General features: G+C 63.1%; 15 protein-coding genes. 8 read left to right on the top strand and 7 right to left on the bottom strand.

Annotated elements, in window-relative coordinates:
• Positions 1 to 4 precede the first annotated feature (4 nt).
• Both ACWPW0_RS21090 and ACWPW0_RS21085 read left to right on the top strand, forming a co-directional pair.
• Entirely contained in the window at positions 5 to 796 is a 792-nt protein-coding gene (locus tag ACWPW0_RS21090) for a helix-turn-helix domain-containing protein (RefSeq protein WP_454256457.1), read from the top strand.
• A gap of 75 nt (positions 797 to 871) precedes the next feature.
• Positions 872 to 1,483, top strand: a complete 612-nt coding sequence (locus ACWPW0_RS21085) for a LysE family transporter (RefSeq protein ID WP_447594777.1) — start codon at positions 872 to 874, stop codon at positions 1,481 to 1,483.
• A 3-nt stretch (positions 1,484 to 1,486) separates the two neighbouring features.
• Here the strand turns inward: ACWPW0_RS21085 and ACWPW0_RS21080 are convergent, their stop codons facing one another.
• From ACWPW0_RS21080 to ACWPW0_RS21070, 3 genes are all read right to left on the bottom strand, one after another.
• A complete protein-coding gene (locus ACWPW0_RS21080; protein ID WP_454256456.1) occupies positions 1,487 to 2,827 on the bottom strand; it encodes a DUF6630 family protein in 1,341 nt (446 codons plus the stop codon).
• Between the two features lie 74 nt (positions 2,828 to 2,901).
• Entirely contained in the window at positions 2,902 to 3,624 is a 723-nt protein-coding gene (locus tag ACWPW0_RS21075; protein ID WP_454256455.1) for a 16S rRNA (uracil(1498)-N(3))-methyltransferase, read from the bottom strand.
• Positions 3,625 to 3,936: 312 nt separating this feature from the next.
• On the bottom strand, positions 3,937 to 5,343 hold the full coding sequence (locus tag ACWPW0_RS21070; RefSeq protein WP_454256454.1) for an adenosylmethionine--8-amino-7-oxononanoate transaminase: 1,407 nt from the start codon (positions 5,341 to 5,343) through the stop codon (positions 3,937 to 3,939).
• Between the two features lie 236 nt (positions 5,344 to 5,579).
• Here ACWPW0_RS21070 and ACWPW0_RS21065 point away from each other — a divergent pair, with 236 nt between their 5' ends.
• From ACWPW0_RS21065 to ACWPW0_RS21055, 3 genes are all read left to right on the top strand, one after another.
• A complete protein-coding gene (locus tag ACWPW0_RS21065) occupies positions 5,580 to 6,686 on the top strand; it encodes a hypothetical protein (protein ID WP_454256453.1) in 1,107 nt (368 codons plus the stop codon).
• Positions 6,687 to 6,905: 219 nt separating this feature from the next.
• Entirely contained in the window at positions 6,906 to 7,460 is a 555-nt protein-coding gene (locus ACWPW0_RS21060; protein ID WP_454256452.1) for a cytochrome b, read from the top strand.
• A 17-nt stretch (positions 7,461 to 7,477) separates the two neighbouring features.
• The gene (locus ACWPW0_RS21055; protein WP_447594767.1) at positions 7,478 to 8,050 is read left to right on the top strand and encodes a YceI family protein; all 573 of its coding nucleotides are present in this window, start codon (positions 7,478 to 7,480) and stop codon (positions 8,048 to 8,050) included.
• Between the two features lie 186 nt (positions 8,051 to 8,236).
• Here the strand turns inward: ACWPW0_RS21055 and ACWPW0_RS21050 are convergent, their stop codons facing one another.
• The 3 genes from ACWPW0_RS21050 to ACWPW0_RS21040 form a co-directional block, all read right to left on the bottom strand.
• On the bottom strand, positions 8,237 to 10,129 hold the full coding sequence (locus ACWPW0_RS21050; protein WP_454256451.1) for a DEAD/DEAH box helicase: 1,893 nt from the start codon (positions 10,127 to 10,129) through the stop codon (positions 8,237 to 8,239).
• Positions 10,130 to 10,324: 195 nt separating this feature from the next.
• Entirely contained in the window at positions 10,325 to 11,071 is a 747-nt protein-coding gene (locus tag ACWPW0_RS21045) for a siderophore-interacting protein (RefSeq protein ID WP_447594763.1), read from the bottom strand.
• Positions 11,072 to 11,074: 3 nt separating this feature from the next.
• Positions 11,075 to 11,509: a MarR family winged helix-turn-helix transcriptional regulator gene (locus ACWPW0_RS21040; RefSeq protein ID WP_454256450.1), complete on the bottom strand. Its 435-nt coding sequence runs from the start codon at positions 11,507 to 11,509 to the stop codon at positions 11,075 to 11,077.
• A gap of 252 nt (positions 11,510 to 11,761) precedes the next feature.
• Here ACWPW0_RS21040 and ACWPW0_RS21035 point away from each other — a divergent pair, with 252 nt between their 5' ends.
• From ACWPW0_RS21035 to ACWPW0_RS21025, 3 genes are all read left to right on the top strand, one after another.
• The gene (locus ACWPW0_RS21035) at positions 11,762 to 12,268 is read left to right on the top strand and encodes a sigma-70 family RNA polymerase sigma factor (RefSeq protein ID WP_454256449.1); all 507 of its coding nucleotides are present in this window, start codon (positions 11,762 to 11,764) and stop codon (positions 12,266 to 12,268) included.
• The gene (locus ACWPW0_RS21030; protein WP_454256448.1) at positions 12,268 to 13,224 is read left to right on the top strand and encodes a FecR domain-containing protein; all 957 of its coding nucleotides are present in this window, start codon (positions 12,268 to 12,270) and stop codon (positions 13,222 to 13,224) included. The genes ACWPW0_RS21035 and ACWPW0_RS21030 overlap by 1 nt, the downstream gene beginning before the upstream one ends.
• A 248-nt stretch (positions 13,225 to 13,472) precedes the next feature.
• Positions 13,473 to 15,890, top strand: a complete 2,418-nt coding sequence (locus tag ACWPW0_RS21025) for a TonB-dependent siderophore receptor (protein WP_454256447.1) — start codon at positions 13,473 to 13,475, stop codon at positions 15,888 to 15,890.
• A 65-nt stretch (positions 15,891 to 15,955) separates the two neighbouring features.
• On the opposite strand, the gene ppnN is transcribed toward ACWPW0_RS21025, so the two are convergent.
• The gene (gene ppnN / locus ACWPW0_RS21020) at positions 15,956 to 17,329 is read right to left on the bottom strand and encodes a nucleotide 5'-monophosphate nucleosidase PpnN (protein WP_447594754.1); all 1,374 of its coding nucleotides are present in this window, start codon (positions 17,327 to 17,329) and stop codon (positions 15,956 to 15,958) included.
• Positions 17,330 to 17,531 lie beyond the last annotated feature (202 nt).

Below are 17,531 nucleotides of genomic sequence, written 5' to 3'. Positions count from 1 at the left end.
CCCCATGGCCGCCATGCAGCATGGTCTGATCGGCGAGATCGAAGTCGCCAGCAGCCAGGGATACGGCCATCGTTTCGAGAAGCACAGCCACGACGAGTTCGTGATCAGCGCCAACCTGTTCGGCAATGAGCAGGTATGGCTCGATGGGCGCAGTTTCAGTGCCGGTGCCGGCACCCTTACCACCTACAACCCTGGACAGATCCAGGGCGGTGGCGTGCCTGAAGACCAGCCCTGGCACTTCGTCAGTCTGTATGTCACTGCCGATTTGTTGTCCCACAGCCTGGGCCTGGCCCGTGTCGAGTTTGCCCGTGCGGCCACCTATCTACCGGGCCTGACACAGCGCATGGCGCAGGTGGTCGATGGCAGCCTGGCGGATGATCGCTTTCTGCGTGAGCGCGGCGAGGAGCGCTTGATCCTGCTGCTCGGCGATATCGTGCAAGCGTCCGGTGTGCGCTTGCCAATGGAGGCGCGCCTGGCTCGGGGCGCTGTGCTGCAGTTGCAGGAGTTGCTCGCCGCGCAACTGGATGCTGCGCCCAATTTGGAGCAGATGGCCACACCGCTGGGGCTGTCGAAATTCCAGTTGCTGCGTGCGTTTCAGCAGGACACCGGCATGAGCCCTCGGCAATGGGCCATGCAACTGCGCACACGTCGGGCGCAGGGTTTGCTGCGCGCCGGCCTGGCCGTGACCGAGGTGGCGCATACCCTCGGCTTTGCCGATCAGAGTCACCTTACCCGTCATTTTCGCGCGGCCTATGGCCTGCCGCCGGGCCAGTATCAGCGGGCCGTGCGACGCTGACCGCTGCAATCGGGTTCAAGTTTTCCTGCCGCTATTGCCTGACACTGACGCCCAGTCTTGTTCTGGAGTACGTCGATGTTGGCCATTTTCCTTGCCGCCATGCTCTTTGGTCTGGCGTTCTGTGCCTCGCCCGGGGCGGTATTCAGTGAAACCTTGCGACGTGGGCTCGGTGGTGGTTTTCGCCCGGCTTTGCTGGTGCAACTTGGCTCGCTGATTGGTGATGCGGTGTGGGCGGTGATTGGCCTTACGGGCCTGGTCCTGCTGCTCGGTCAGGAGAGCGTGCGGCTTCCTTTGACCCTGGCCAGCGCGGCTTATCTGGCCTGGCTTGGCGTGCAAGGGCTGCGCGATGCCTGGCAGCCGCCAGAGCAGGAGGCTGCCAATGGGTCGCAGGCGCGCAATGCTTTCGGCGCTGGGGCACTGCTGTCGCTGTCGAACCCGAAGAACATTGTGTTCTGGGGCGCCCTGGGCAGTGCCCTGGCGGGAATCGTCGAGGGCACGCCGAGCCAGGTGCAGATGCTGGTGTTCTTCGCCGGCTTCATGTTCGCGGCGTTGATTTGGTGCTTTATCTGCGCAGCGCTGGTGGATTGGCTGCGACGTCATACATCGCTGCTCTGGCATCGGGTCAGCTATGCCGCCTGTGGGGTCATGCTACTGGTGCTGGCGGCGCTGACGTTGCGTGCCCTGTGATGGCTAGCGCGACAGGCGTTCGCGCAGGGACTCGAAGTTGCCCAGCGCGACATGGCGCTCATGATCGCCGACGAGGATCTGGCCATCTGGCAGCTCTGTCCAGTGCAGCAGTCCGCCCGGTAGATCCAGCATGCCGTAGCGGATGCGCAGCACCTGACCAGATGCTGGATGCCAGAGTTGGCCGAGGTCGCGTGAACGGTGTGGCTGCAGCCAGCAGGCCAGCAACAGCCAGTCATCATTGACCTTGTGCAGACGCAGGTAGCGACCTTCGGCAAGGTTGCTCAGGGCATGCCGGGTGATGTGGCCACTGTCGAGGCTGCCGTGGCAGAGGGCGTCCTCTTCCAGCCAGGTGATCGAGGCCGGCGCCACCGAGGTGGCATGGGCCGGGTCGGCGGGCCCACCTGCATCCCCCGTTAGAACCAGGGGCTGGATCTGGCCATTACGCCATTCGAAGAACTGCCCACGCAGCACAAGGCAGACCCGCCCATCGACGGTGTCGAACACGGCGGGTGGGTTGTCGATGGCGCGCCGGGGCTGCGGTGCCTCGAATACCGGTTCGGCGCTGACCTCGCTGTCGGCCTTGGTGAAGTCTCGATAGATGAAGAGCATGCCGCGATCACTCAGCAGCAGGTCGTCGCCGGCGAAGCCCAGGGCAAACTCTGGTGCGCGGCGTTGCCGACTGGAGGGCGCGGGCGGCAGCGGCGACGCGGGCATGGCCAGAGTCAGTTCGTGCGGGATGTCGGAGCCGCACAGCCAGGCATACGGCTGGCCTGATGGATTGCTGCGAACCCAGGCATAGCGCCCCGTTGGGTTGGTTGCTGTGCAAAGTACGGCGCCGTGTGGCTGCTCGGCGAGTGGCTTGATGCACGGCCATTGGCGCAGATCGACCAGCATGCGCGTGGCCATGGTTCCCTGCTGGGCGATAGCCAATCCGGGCAACAGGTGTTCGGCTTGCTCCAGTTGCTGGTAGGCCGTGCCTGGCACCAAGGCCGTTGCGCCTGGCGTCTGTTTGCCGAGCGCTGTTGCCGACTGGCGCTGAACCTTGGCTTGCTCGCCCTGCTTGAGCAGGCTGGCGAGAATGCCGGCAGCTCGATCGGATTCGATGATGAACAGGTCGATGCTGTCGTCACCCGTTTCACGCTCGATAAGCGCGAGCCCCAGTTGGTGCAATACCTGTCCCAGAGGCGGCAGGAAATCCTCGGCAGTATCGTCACGCAGGTGCTGCAATAGCTCGTCCAGCTCGGAGGAGCCCAGTTGTGGGAAGGGCTCTGCATACACCTGACGGATCACATCAAGCACGTCGTGCAGGGGCGCTTTCCAGTCGAAGGTGATGAAACGATGCATGCGTGCTGCCTGGCGTGATGAGGTCCGCTGACTCTATTCAGTGACCGGCAAGCCTGTAAAGCCGGTGAGGCACGTCAGGCGAAATCGCCCCACAGCTGCTGGGCGACGCTGAGTGCCACCACCGGAGCGGTTTCGGTGCGCAGCACACGAGGGCCGAGTCGCGCAGAGTGGAAGCTGGCGGCCTGGGCTTGGGCGACTTCGGCATCGCTCAGGCCACCTTCGGGGCCGATGAGGAAGGCCAGGGTGGTCGGCCGTGCGTGGCTGGCCAGCGGCTCGGCAACCGGATGCAGCACCAGCTTGAGGTCGGCATCGGCCTGCTGTAGCCAGTCGGTCAGCAGGATGGGCGGATGGATGACCGGCAGTACCGAGCGGCCGCATTGCTCGCAGGCGCTGATCGCCACCTGGCGCCAGTGGGCCATGCGCTTGTCGGCGCGCTCATCCTTGAGGCGCACTTCGCAGCGATCGGAGACGATCGGGCTGATCTCGGCAGCACCCAACTCGGTGGCCTTCTGGATCGCCCAGTCCATACGTTCACCACGTGACAGGCCCTGGCCGAGGTGTACGCGTAGCGCTGATTCGGCCTGGCCGTCGAACTGCTCGCGCAGTTCGACGCGCACGTTCTTCTTGCCCACTTCGATCAGTTCGCCGAGGTACTCCTGGCCGCTGCCGTCGAACAGTTGCACGGCATCGCCCACTGCATGGCGCAGCACGCGACCGATGTAGTGGGCCTGGGCTTCGGGCAGCTCGTGCTGGCCGAGGGAGAGCGGGGCATCGATGAAGAAGCGGGATAGGCGCATGGGACAAGAACCTGGAACAGAGGCGTGCATTCTAGCCGTAGGTTGCGGCCTGCGCACCGTGGCGCGTGCGGGGCGGGGCTGCGGAGGGAGGAATAGGGTGGGGCGGCGCTCCATGCGTCCACCAGCTAGCGCTGCGACGGATGAGCCGCGCGTCCTCCACCCTGCATTTACCCGGATGGCGACGGTGATGGTTCCCCCGCTCCGGCGTTAGAGTCCCTCCGGGGACGCTCCGCGTCCCGCCGACGCGGAGCATCGGTTGGCTGCATTCCCACGCGGAGCGTGGGAACGATCAGCGTGAGCTTACCGCGGCCTTCAGCCCGGGTCGCGGTGGTTGGGGTAGAGGTCGCCGTGTACGGCGACGCTGACCGAGGTGCGGGTGGCGATGTCGATGCCTTCGCTGGCCACTTCGGCAAGGAAGTCGATCTGCTCCGGGGTAATCACGTAGGGCGGCAGGAAGTACACCACACTGCCCAGCGGGCGCAGCAGAGCGCCGCGCTCCAGAGCATGCTGGTAGACCCGCAAGCCGCGACGCTCTTGCCACGAGTAGGCCGTCTTGCTGGGTTTGTCCTGCACCATTTCGATGGCCAGGGCCATACCGGTCTGGCGCACTTCGGCCACATGCGGGTGATCGACCAGGTGCGCGGTGGCGCTGGCCATGCGTGCGCTCAGGGCCTTGTTGGCCTCGATCACGTTGTCCTCGGCGAAGATGTCCAGCGTCGCCAGGGCAGCGGCGCAGGCCAGCGGGTTGCCGGTGTAGGTGTGCGAATGCAGGAAGGCGCGCAGGGTGGCGTAGTCGTCGTAGAAGGCCTGGTACACGGTGTTTGTGGTGAGCACGGCGGCCATCGGCAGGTAGCCGCCGGTGAGCGCCTTGGACAGCACGAGGAAATCCGGGGAAATGCCGGCCTGCTCGCAGGCGAACATCGTCCCGGTGCGGCCGAAGCCGACGGCGATTTCGTCGTGGATCAGGTGCACGCCATAGCGGTTGCAGGCCTCGCGCAGCAGGGTCAGATAGACCGGGTGGTACATGCGCATGCCACCGGCACCCTGGATCAGCGGCTCGACGATCACCGCCGCGACTTCGTGGTGGTGGTCGGCCAGGGTCTGTTCCATGGCCGCGAACAGGTTGCGCGAGTGTTCTTCCCAGCTCATGCCCTCGGGGCGCAGGTAGCAGTCCGGGCTGGGCACTTTGATCGTATCGAGCAGCAGCGACTTGTAGGTGTCGGTGAACAGGGCGACGTCACCTACCGACATCGCCGCCACGGTTTCGCCGTGGTAGCTGTTGCTCAGGGTGACGAAGCGCTTCTTCGCCGGCTGCCCGCAGTTGAGCCAGTAGTGGTAGCTCATCTTCAGCGCCACCTCGATGCCCGAGGAGCCGTTGTCGGCGTAGAACACCCGGTCCAGCCCAGCTGGGGTGATCTGCACCAGGCGCTCGGAGAGTTCGATCACCGGCGGGTGGGTGAAGCCGGCCAGCATCACGTGTTCGAGACTGTCGAGCTGGTCGCGGATGCGCTGGTTGATGCGCGGGTTGCCATGGCCGAAGACGTTGACCCACCAGGAGCTGACCGCGTCGAGATAGCGCTTGCCGTCGAAGTCTTCCAGCCACACGCCGTCGCCGCGCTTGATTGGCACCAGCGGTAGGCGCTCGTGATCTTTCATCTGTGTGCAGGGATGCCACAGGACCTTCAAGTCACGCTGTATCCACTGGTCATTCAAACTCATGGCGGGTCTCCCAATTGCCGGCCGCACAGGCTAGCAGATGCGAGCGCTGGATTCGTACCGCGTGCAGCCGCCTGGCGGCAGACAGATGTTTGGGCAGAGGCAGATTTGCCGTTCGTCCCTGTAGCCGCTCGTAGGGCGAGCACGTTCTCTCAGGCTCGACCGGTTGGCAGTTTGCCTGCCCAGCCCTCGTCTACTATTGCCTGACGATTTTCATACACGAGCGATTCCCAAAGAGTGTGCACGAGGCACGACTCGTTTTTCCGCGTAGAGGTAAGGATATGAAGGGGTTATTGTCTGCGGCTGCCATCGGTGGGCTGCTCTCAGTGGCGGGTTGTGGCCCGCTTCCGCCTACGCAGGATGATGTCGAGGCCCAGGCCCTGCAGTTGAAGCAGGCAACCGATGAATTGATTCAGTCGGCAGTGCAGAGCGGGCAGGCTGTGGTGGTCACCACCACGATCAATCTGGATGCCGACCCGATGGGGGATTTCAACGACCCTGATGTCGCCGCCGAATTTCAGCGCATTCGCTGGTCTGCAACGCAGTGGACGAACATCAATGATCCTGAAGCGCATCTGACCGTAGGCAATTCGCGGCGCGCCTTCGATATCGGTCCAACCGGCAACTTCTACCAGACGGTATTCGGGCGCGTGCTTTATCAGGTCTATATCGTCTCGCCCGGTACCTACCGCCTGTCGGGCGCGAATTATCAATTGCCGCGTACCGAGATACCGAACCCGCAGTTGAGCCTGCCCAAACCGATCAAACCTTCTGCCTTGGGTCAGGTCGTCCTGACCAAGACCAACTTTGCCGAGTTCAACAAGGCGGTTGAGTGGCGCGATGCATCATATGGCACCCGCACCGAGAGCTGGACGGGCTGCACGGCGGTGCATGTCATGAGTGGTGCCTGCGTAAGCTCCCAGAAATTCAAGCAGGAGGTGACCGAGCTCAGGGACCCAGCGGGCTATCGCAGCGTCACCCAGAAGAAGGACGTGGCCGGCGCCATGGTGACCGTTAGCCTGAAAAAGGATTTTGCCCGTTTCACCATCAAGCCTGGCGAGGTTCTGCTGGTCGATGGTTTCTATGCCGACCCGCCGATCAGCAATTACTCCGCCGACAGTTGCAAGCAGGTGGCGGCGAATGATGTCCGCTGCGAGTTGGACAGCGTCACGTTTACCCGGATGTCCACCTCGCTCGAGGATTGGCGCAATGCGTCCGACCCGGCCAAGTATGGGTATACCGGCATGAGTGCCGTGCTGAAAGCGATGCGCTATCAGGAGCCGGAAATCCTGGCCAAGCCTGTCAAACAGCCATCGCGCTGGGGAATTCCTTACCAACTGAAGTAAGGGTGTTTGGATGGGCAGGTGCGATTTTTGCGCGCACCTGTTCCTGTGATCCGGAGCGGCAGGGAGCCGCTCTGGTTCGCCTGCTGCACTCGGTGCAACGGTTTTTCTTCTTGTTTTTGATATATCTGTTTACTCGATATTTCGAAGCGAAAAATTCCGCTTTAATTCGATGAATTTGCCGCTAGGCTTGAGCCATCGTTTTTCTCGGAATTCTTATCCATGCAATGGCGTAATTCGACCTCCCGCTACGGCCTGACCAGCATCGTGTTGCACTGGGTTGTGGCGGTGGTGGTATTGGGTCTGTTCGGGCTCGGCCTGTGGATGGTCGGCCTCGATTACTACAGCAGCTGGCGTCACACCGCGCCGGAGCTGCACAAGGGCATTGGCCTGACCCTGTTCGCGGTGATGTTGTTACGCCTGCTCTGGCGCTTCCTCAGCCCACCACCGCCAGCGCCCGCCAATCACGGCCCGCTGACCCGCATCGCGTCGAAAGCCGGGCATGCCTTTCTCTACCTCGGTTTGTTCGTCCTGATGATCTCCGGTTACCTGATCTCGACCGCTGATAATCGTGGCATCAGTGTCTTCGGCCTGTTCGAGGTGCCGGCGACCATCACCAGCATTCCTCAGCAGGCCGACGTGGCTGGCCTGGTGCATGAATACCTCGCCTGGGGGCTGGTGATTTTCGCTGGCCTGCATGCCCTGGCCGCTCTCAAACACCATTTCATCGACCGTGATGCGACGCTTGTGCGCATGCTCGGCCGTACCCGCAAGTAACCTCAAGGAGATAGACGATGCTCAAGAAATCCCTCGCGGCTCTGACCCTGGGCGCAGCCCTGTTCGCCGGCCAGGCCATGGCTGCCGACTACGCCATCGACAAGGAAGGCCAACACGCGTTCATCAACTTCAAGATCAGCCACCTGGGCTACAGCTGGCTGTACGGCACCTTCAAGGACTTCGACGGCAGCTTCAGCTTCGATGCCAAGGCACCGGAAGCTAGCAAGGTCAGCGTCAAGATCAACACCGCCAGCCTTGACTCCAACCATGCCGAGCGTGACAAGCACCTGCGTGGTCCTGACTTCCTGAACACCAGCAAGAACCCAACCTCGACGTTCGAGTCTACCGCCGTCAAGTCGACCGGCGAAGGCACTGCCGACATCACCGGCAACCTGACCCTCAACGGCGTGACCAAGCCCGTGGTGATCCAGGCCAAGTTCCTCGGCGAAGGCAAGGACCCATGGGGCGGCTACCGTGCCGGCTTCGAAGGCAGCACCACCCTGCAACTGAAAGACTTCAACATTCAGGGCCCGGGCCCGGCTTCCCAGTCGGTCGAGCTGATCCTGTCGGTTGAGGGCGTGCGCCAGTAACTGACTCATCGCTGCATGAAAGAAGCCGGCCTAGCGCCGGCTTTTTTCATGGTGTTCATTGATTGGCGCGTGGGCGCAGACAGGCAATGCGGGATGCCGGGTACGGATCTTTTCAGGGGCATGACATTACGAGCAGGCATGAAAAAGCCGGGCATGCCCGGCTTTTCGTTCAACATCGACGCAGGCTTATTCGGCTGGCGTCTCGGTACGACGTGTCAGCAGGGCAGGCTTCTCGCCACGTGGGCGGTTGTCCGACAACTGATCGAGCTGTTCAGCGGTAGGCAGGCGTTCACCCTTGCGGATGATCAGCGGCTGCTTGACCGTACGGCTGTCCTGCACGGCAGGTTCCTGACGGTCACGCGGCATCGAGTCGATGCGGCGACCACCACCGGCGCCACGGCCTTGGCCGGAGCCATTACGTCCCTGCCCCTGGCGTTGCCCGCCACCTGGCTTCGCCTTGCCATTGCCCTGGCTAGCACCGCCCTGGCGTGGCTGACCACCTTGGCCACGGTTGTTCGGTGTGCGCCCTTGGGGTGCTTGTCCCTGGCCCTGACCTGGGCGACGCGGATTGCGCCCCTGTGGCTTGGGCGGTTGCGCAGGTACGTAGTCCGCACGGTTGCCGAAGTTGTCGAAATCGTCGTCGAGGAATTCTTCCGGGTCGCGATTGGGGTTGGGTTGCACAGGCGCTGCCGAGGCCTGTTGCTGGCGCGGCTGACGCGCGGGCTGGTTGCCTGGTGCCTGGCCTGGTACGCGTTCCTTGTTCTTGCCGCCGCGACGGTTGCGCGAGCGTTTTTCCTTGCCTTCACCGCCCGCGCTGTCGGCGGCTGCATTGTTACTGGCGCCGTTGTTGCGCTCACGTTGCGGGCGGTCGGCACGAGGCTGGCGCTCTGGGCGCGGGCCGCGAACTTCGGGCTTTTCCACTTCCACGGTGCTTGGGTCGAAGCCCATGGTGTCGCCGTCCGGGATCTTCTGCTTGGTCATCCGTTCGATGCCCTTGAGCAGTTTCTCCTCGTCCGGTGCGACCAGCGAGATCGCCTCACCACTGCGGCCGGCACGACCGGTACGGCCGATGCGGTGTACGTAGTCTTCTTCGACGTTGGGCAGCTCGAAGTTGACCACATGGGGCAACTGGTCGATGTCCAGGCCGCGCGCGGCGATGTCGGTGGCGACCAGGATGCGCACCTGGTTGGCCTTGAAGTCGGCCAGGGCCTTGGTGCGGGCGTTCTGGCTCTTGTTGCCGTGGATTGCCACCGCTGGCAGGCCATGCTTGTCGAGGTATTCGGCCAGGCGGTTGGCACCGTGCTTGGTGCGGGTGAAGACCAGCACCTGTTCCCAGGCGCCCTGGGTGATCAGGTGAGCGAGCAAGGCGCGCTTGTGGCTGGCCTGCAGGCGGAACACGCGTTGTTCGATACGCTCGACCGTAGTGTTCGGCGGCGTGACTTCGATGCGTTCCGGGTTGTGCAGCAGCTTGCCGGCCAGGTCGGTGATGTCCTTGGAGAAGGTCGCCGAGAACAGCAGGTTCTGCCGTTGTGCCGGTAATCTGGCGAGGACCTTCTTCACGTCATGGATGAAGCCCATGTCGAGCATGCGGTCGGCTTCGTCGAGGACGAGGATTTCCACATGGGAGAGGTCGACGCTGCCTTGGCCGGCGAGGTCGAGCAGGCGACCGGGGCAGGCGACGAGGACGTCGACGCCCTTGGCCATGGCCTGCACCTGCGGGTTCATGCCGACGCCGCCGAAGATGCAGGCGCTGACCAGTGGCAGGTCACGGGCATAGACCTTGAAGCTGTCGTGCACCTGGGCCGCCAGCTCGCGAGTCGGGGTAAGCACCAGGACGCGCGGTTGACGCGGGCCATGACGCTGGGATTTATCGGGATGACCGCCTGGAAAGAGACGTTCGAGGACCGGAAGGGCGAAGCCGCCGGTTTTGCCAGTGCCCGTCTGGGCGGCGACCATCAGATCGCGACCTTGCAACACGGCGGGAATCGCCCGCTGTTGCACCGGAGTGGGCTGGGTGTAGCCTGCAGCTTCTACGGCACCGGCTAAAGCCTCGGAGAGACCGAGGGAAACAAAGGACATGAGTCATCCTGTCTGTGTGGGGCGAAAGCCCGATGGGAATGTGCCTTGCTCGAATCGCTTGTGGGGGGCGATCCCGTCCGGTCCTGCAAGGCAATTAGGTAGCCGTGCATCCGGGCGTAAGCGTAGCGGGTTGGCGGAGTATAACAGACCCGAAGGTCTGCGCAGCTACCGTCGAGAGGATGAATCGACACCGGCTCAGGCGCCCTCGGTGTCGGCATCCTCACGCTTGGCGACCTTGTGCTGGTCTTCGCTGCTGCCCAGTTTCCAGTAGCTGGAAATGTACAGATCCTTCCTGTCGACCTGGCGTTCATCCTTCAGGTGCCGGCGCAGGGCGCGCATGCCGGAGAACTCGCAGGCGGCCCAGATGCTCGGGCGGCCAGGCAGCCAGTCGAGCTGGCGCACGTGGTCGGCGAGCACCTCGCTGCGTTCGCCCGACTGGGCATTGACCAGCCAGTGAACCTGCAGGCCGGCGGGATGCTCCAGCGGTTGAATGTCGTCTTCGCTGATCACTTCGATCACCGCATGGCCCTGGGCATTGGCCGGCAATTGTTCGAGGTTGACGCTGATGGCCGGCAGGGCGGTCATGTCGCCTGCGATCAGGAACCAGTCGGCACTGTTGTCGACCAGCTTCTTCGGGCCGGGACCGCCGATCAGGATGCTGTCGCCGGGACGGGCGTGCTTGGCCCAGTGGGAGGCCGGGCCGGCTTCTTCATGCAGCACGAAATCGACATCGAAGGCATCGGCGCGCTGATGACGCACGGTGTAGGTGCGCATCAGGCCGCGCGGGTTGTCGGCCAGCGGGAAGATCAGCTTGATATAGGCGCTTTCCTGGTCAGCCGGGAACTCGCTGATGTTGGGGCCGCCCAGGGTAACCCTGAGCATGTGCGGGGTGACGTACCGGGATGCGATGACATGCAGGGTGCGTGGCGCGGGACGGGACATGGGTTACTCCTGATCGTCGTTCAGATTGTCGGCCATGCGGCGGGCCAACTGGATGAAGGTGTCGACTTGCTCGGTGCTCAGGCCGGTAGTCATACGCCGGGCGGCCGCGGCTTCGAGCTTCATGACCTGCTGCATGACGGCTTCCCCTGCTGGGCTGAGGGTCAGCCATTGGCTGCGGCGGTCTGTCGGGTTGTCATGCTTGATGATCATCGCGGCCTCGAGCAGGTCGTTGAGAACGCGGGTGATCTGCGCCTTGTCGCGGCGCATCCGCGAGGCCAGGGCCAGGGCCGTGCAGTCGGGAATAGTGGCGATGCCCTTGAGGGCGCGAACATGGGTGACTGGCAAGGCAATGCCAGTTTTCTGGATCGCCCGGCGCAAATGAGCCTTATAGGCATGTGTCAGTTGCTGGAGGGGGTCGGCCAGGTAGCGAGCGTTCATTGCAGCGTCCATTAAGTTGACAGTATCAACTTAATTTTATCTGTTGATACTGTCAACTATATTGCGTGAATTCGTGGTCCTGCTGCCGCTGCCAGCTACCGGAACAGAGACGTCCTGGGCTTCTGGCGGCAGGGCTGCTCGGGAAAGAGATAGGCAGAAGGTGCAGGCATGGCGCCGCGAAAGGCTAACCCATAAGCGTTGATATGAGAATTATTATCAATTATCTTTCGCGCTTCATTTGAGGGCCTGCTCGTGAGCGATGATCGTCTTGGGCTTCTGTATGCAGAGCACAATGGTTGGCTGAAAAGCTGGTTGTACCGGCGGCTCGGCTGCACCACCCAGGCTGCCGATCTGGCCCAGGACACCTTTGTGCGCCTGCTCCAGGCACAACGCAAAACGGGTGAGAGCCTGAGCCTGCAGCGCCCGCGCGCCTACCTGGCGACGGTCGGTCGGCGGTTGGTCTACGACCATTTCCGCCGTCAGTCGCTCGAACAGGCCTACCTGGACACGTTGGCGCTGATGCCCGAAGCCTTTGCGCTCTCGCCGGAAGAGCAGTGGCAGATGCGCGAAACCCTGCTGGCACTGGATGAACTGCTCGACGGGTTCAAGCCCATGGTGCGCACGGTATTCCTGCTGGCGCAGCTGGAGGGGTTGAACTATGCACAGATCTCCCGCCAGTTGGGCATCAGCGAACGAACGGTCAAGCGCCATATGGCGTGTGCCTTCGAAGCCTGCATCCTGTTCGAGGGCGCGCTCTGATGCCAGCTGGCGAAGCGCCGATCAGCCGTGAGGTTGCCCGCCAGGCCGCGCATTGGCTGATGCTGATGCACGGCAATCAGGCCAGTGGCGTTGAGCAGCAGGCCTGTTCGAGCTGGCGTGCCGCCGACCCCGAGCACGAACGGGCCTGGCAGCGGGTATTGCGCGTACAGGACAAGCTCGGCCTGCTGCCGCCGGACGTGGCCATGGGCACCCTCAACCGGGAACGCCGCCAGGCGCTCAAGGGCCTGCTGGTGCTGGCCGCGTTGCTGCCGGTCGGTTACGCGAGTCATGCATTACTGGAGCGTCAGCAATGGCTGGCTGATCTGCGTACCGGCGTAGGTGAGCGTCGCGAATGGGTACTGGCCGATGGCAGTCGCCTGCATCTCAACAGCGACACTGCCGTCGACGTGCTGTTCAGCGACGAGCAGCGACTGATTCGCTTGCGCCGAGGCGAGCTGCTGCTCGACAGCGGGGCGGACGCTGGCCAGTCCCATTATCGGCCTCTGCGGGTGGAAACGGCGCAGGGCATTCTGCAAGCGCTGGGCACACGCTTTGCCGTGCGCCGCCTGGACGAGCAGGCGCTTACTCATCTGGCAGTGTTCGACGGCTCCGTCCGTATCCAGCCGCATCGTGGCCAGCCTGCCACCCTGGTTGCGGCGCAGCCGGCGAGTTTCTCCAGTAGCACCGTCGGGCCGCTGGCTGCGCTGGATGAAACGGCCGCCAGTTGGACGCGCGGCCTGCTGATCGCCGATGAAATGCCACTTGGCCAGTTCGTCGAGGAACTCGGTCGTCACCGTGCCGGCTGGCTGCGCTGTGCGCCGGAGGTGGCTGGCCTGGCTATCAGCGGTACCTTCCAGCTGAACAACACCGAGGCCATTCTCGCGGCCCTGCCACACACCTTGCCTGTCACCGTCGAACGGCATACCCGCTATTGGATTACGCTGCGCGCACGCTAAGTGGGCCTGCTCGTCTCTTAGAACCTGTCTCGGATCTGATGCGCGTCGGCCCAACTGCGTTGAAAGCGGCTTCGGAATGCTCATTTACAGCGCGTAAACTGCGCTTCCTCGGCCGCTTTCGCCTTGTTTGGCTCTAGCTCGCGAGATCCGAAACAGGTTCTTGTGCGAACGAGAAATAGTTTGGCCCTTTTTCCCATCTCGTCAGTCCTGAACAGGGAAATCTGCCCACCAATCAGGATGTCGATTCGATGAAACGAACCACCAGCCCCCGGCAATTGCTGGCGCTCTCTTTACTGGCTGTCGCGCTGGGAGCCCAGCCGACGTTCGCCCAGGCCGAACAGGCTGTCAGCTATCAGATCGGTGCCGGTAGCCTGACCCAGGCGTTGAATAGCTTTGCAGCCGAGGCAGGCGTAACCGTCCAGTTTTCCCCAGCGCTGACCCGCGGCCTCGACTCGCCCGGATTGCGTGGCACATACAGCGCCGAGCAAGGGCTGGCCGCATTGCTGGCGGGCTCCGGCTTGGAAGCACTGCGCCGTGGGGACGGTGTGTATGTGCTGAGCCGCCGTGTGGACACCAGCGGGAACGCCATGGAGCTGGGCGCCACGACGGTCACTGGCGCGGGCCTGGGCACCACGACAGAACGCACGGGCTCATACACCACGGGTGCGGTGACCATCGGTAAATCGGCGCACTCCCTGCGGGAAACCCCGCAATCGGTGTCGATCATGACCCGCCAGCTCATGGACGATAAGAACCTGATCACGCTGGACCAGGTGCTGGCCAAGACCCCGGGCCTTTCCTTCACTCAGCGCAATTTCGGCTCTCACCAGTACCAGTCGCGTGGTTTCGTACTGGGTGAAGAGGCCTACATGATGGATGGCGTTCCCGGCCTGTCCTATAACCTCACCGGCTGGATGCCGGCCGACATGGCCATCTATGACCGGGTCGAGGTGCTGCGTGGCGCGGCAGGCCTGCTGGTCGGTGCTGGCAGCCCGGGTGGTGCGGTCAACCTGGTGCGCAAGCGCCCAACGGTCGAGCCGATGTTCTCGGTGACGACCCGTGCGGGCTCCTGGGACAACTATCGCCTGGACCTGGATGGCAGCGGCCGGCTCAATGACGCAGGCACGCTACGTGGTCGCCTCGTCGCTGCCTACGAGGACAAGGGCTCCTACATCGACGGTCTGAATGCGAAGACACCGTTGCTGTACGGCATCCTCGAGGCGGACGTGACGGATGACACCACGCTGACCCTGAGCCTGCGCCGCCAGCGCACCGATATCAGGGGCTATTCGATCTTCAACCTGCCGCGCTACAGCAATGGCAATGCGCTGGGCATGTCGCGTTCCACATCGCTGTCGCAAAACTGGAACCGCAATGAAACGGAACTGGACGAGGTCTTCACCGAGCTCACCCATCGCTTCAATGACAACTGGACCAGCCGAACCTCGGTGGCCCATACCGAAGGCGGTTTCGATCAGAAGATCGCGTATGCACAGGGCACCATCGATCCGCTCACCCAGGCCGGTTCGTTCTTCCGCATGGTCGAGTTTCGTGACACCCGCATCAGCAACACCGGTGTAGACAGCTTCCTGGAGGGTAGCTTCGATGCCTTCGGTCTGTCCCATCAGCTCACCGTGGGGGCCAGCTGGTCCAGGCAGGATGTGACCGAGAAGCGCGCGCCGGTAAGACTTGCCACGCCTGTGCCGGTCAACATCTTCGATGTCGACCACCATGCCTTCGCCGAACCTGCCCGCCCCGCCTGGACGCAGATCACCGAGTATGTGGAGGAACGCAAGGGCATCTACGCCAGCACCCGCCTGCGTCTGGCCGAGCCATTGAGCCTGGTGCTGGGTACCCGGTTGAGTTGGTACGAATATGATTTCGACGCCAAGCTCGGCACTGGTGACTATACGAACAGGCAGAACCGGGAGTTCACCCCGTTCGCCGGCCTTATCTACGACATCGACCAGCACTGGTCCTGGTACGCCAGCTACGCGGATATCTTCAAGCCCCAGGCCAATTACCGCGACGTCGGTGGCACGCCTCTCGACCCCGCTATCGGCACGAACTATGAAACCGGTATCAAGGGTGAGTTGTTCGACAAGCGCCTGAATCTGTCCATGGCGCTGTTCTACGTCAAACAGGAAGACGTGCTTGCCGAAGACAAGGCCAACGCCGGCAAGTGCGCCAGCAATGATGCCTGGGGCACCTGCTACACCAACGCGACGATTCAGCGCAGCAAGGGTGTCGACATCGAGGCCAGTGGCGAAGTACTGCCCGGCCTGCAAGTGATGGGGGGCTACACCTACAACATGACCAGCAGCAGCTCCGCCACGGCGCTGACAGTCGATACGCCGAAACATATCGCGCGAGTCAGCACCAGCTACACCTTGCCCGGCAATTGGAGTCGCCTGACCCTCGGCGCCGGTGTTTCCGCACAGTCAGGCTTTGGCAGCAAATCCCTGACCGGTGTGGAGTACGGAGCAGCCGGCCGTGCGATCTGGGACGCACGCGTGGCCTGGAAAATCGACGAGCACTGGAAAGTCAGCCTGACCGGCGAAAACCTGCTTGATCGCAATTATTACGTATCAGCCCCGGCACTCGATCGCGGAAACATCTTCGGTGATCCGCGCAGCTACATGCTGACCCTGCGCGGCGACTTCTGATCGACCGTGTCCGCTCCCACAGAAGGTGTGGGAGCGACTTGTCACTCAGCGGGTTTCATCGTCTCTCAGCTCACCACCCGATAGCACGGCACATAGGCGCTGCCGCCCGGCAGCTTCATGCGGTGCTGTTCGACGAAGGCCTGCAGCAGGCGATCCAGTGGTTGCATGATGCTCTTGTCACCGCGCAGCTCGTAGGGACCGTGGGCTTCGATCAGCCGGATACCCTGTTCCTTGACGTTGCCGGCGACGATGCCGGAGAAGGCGCGGCGCAGGTTGGCGGCCAGCTCGTGGGCGGGTTGTTCGCGGGTCAGGTTCAGGCTGGCCATGGCCGCGTGGGTCGGTTCGAAGGGGCGCTGGAAGCCCTCGTCGATCTTCAGCAACCAGTTGAAGTGGAAGGCGTCATTGCGTTCGCGGCGGAAGCGTTCGACGGCCTTGATGCCCTGTGCCATCTGCCGGGCGACCTCGGCCGGGTCATTGATGATCATCGTGTAGCGTGCCTGCGCTGCTTCCCCGAGGGTCGCGCCGATGAACTCATGCAGCTGTTGCAGGTAGGCGGCGGCGCCTTTCGGCCCGGTGAGGATCAGCGGGAAGGGCAGGTCGGCGTTGTCCGGGTGCATGAGGATGCCGAGCAGGTAGAGGAATTCCTCCGCCGTACCGGCGCCGCCCGGGAAGATGATGATGCCGTGGCCGACACGCACGAAGGCTTCCAGGCGTTTTTCGATATCCGGCAGGATCACCAGTTCGTTGACGATGGGGTTGGGCGCCTCGGCGGCGATGATGCCGGGCTCGGTCAGGCCCAGGTAGCGTGCACCGATGATGCGTTGCTTGGTGTGGGAGATGGTTGCGCCCTTCATCGGGCCTTTCATCACGCCGGGGCCGCAGCCGGTGCAAACGTCGAGTTTGCGCAGGCCCAGCTCGTGGCCGACCTTCTTGGTGTACTTGTACTCATCGCTGCTGATCGAGTGGCCGCCCCAGCACACCACCATCTTCGGCTCCACGCCGGCACGCAGGGCGTGGGCGTTGCGCAGCAGGTGGAAGACGTAGTCGGTGATGCCTTGCGAGCTGTCGATGTCGACGCGTTTGCTCTCGCGTTCGCTCTGCGTATAGACGATGTCACGCAGGGCGCTGAACAGCATTTCGCGGGTGCTGGCGATCATCTCGCCATCGACGAACGCGTCGGCCGGGGCGTTGATCAGCTCCAGGCGAATGCCGCGATCCTGCTGATGAATGCGGATCTCGAAGTCGGCGTAGGCCTCGAGGATGGTCTTGGCGTTGTCGCTGTGCGCGCCGGTATTGAGGATCGCCAGGGCGCACTGGCGGAACAGGGCGTAGACACTGCCGGAGCCGGTTTCGCGCAGTTGTTGGACTTCACGCTGGGAGAGGGTTTCCAGGCTGCCCCGGGGAGAAATGGTGGCGTTGGTTCTGTTGCGTATGGCCATGATGTTCCTGGCAGGCAGCCGGTTCAGGTTGCGCTGCGGTGAGGTGAATCGATGGCCTGGGAAGGCATATGCGCGGGTCGGCAGGCCGTACGAAAGGTCGCGTAGTGTCCGTTGCCAGGCTGGGGCGGTCAATGTTGCCTGGCTGAGTGGTGCGTCAATTTGGTGCGAATGGGCCGAGTGGGGTGCTGCGTTCTGCTGCCGT

The organism is Pseudomonas sp. Marseille-Q8238, assembly GCF_965111915.1.
The sequence above is the reverse complement of the archived record's forward strand: the minus strand, read 5'-3'. Positions and strand labels throughout refer to the sequence as shown.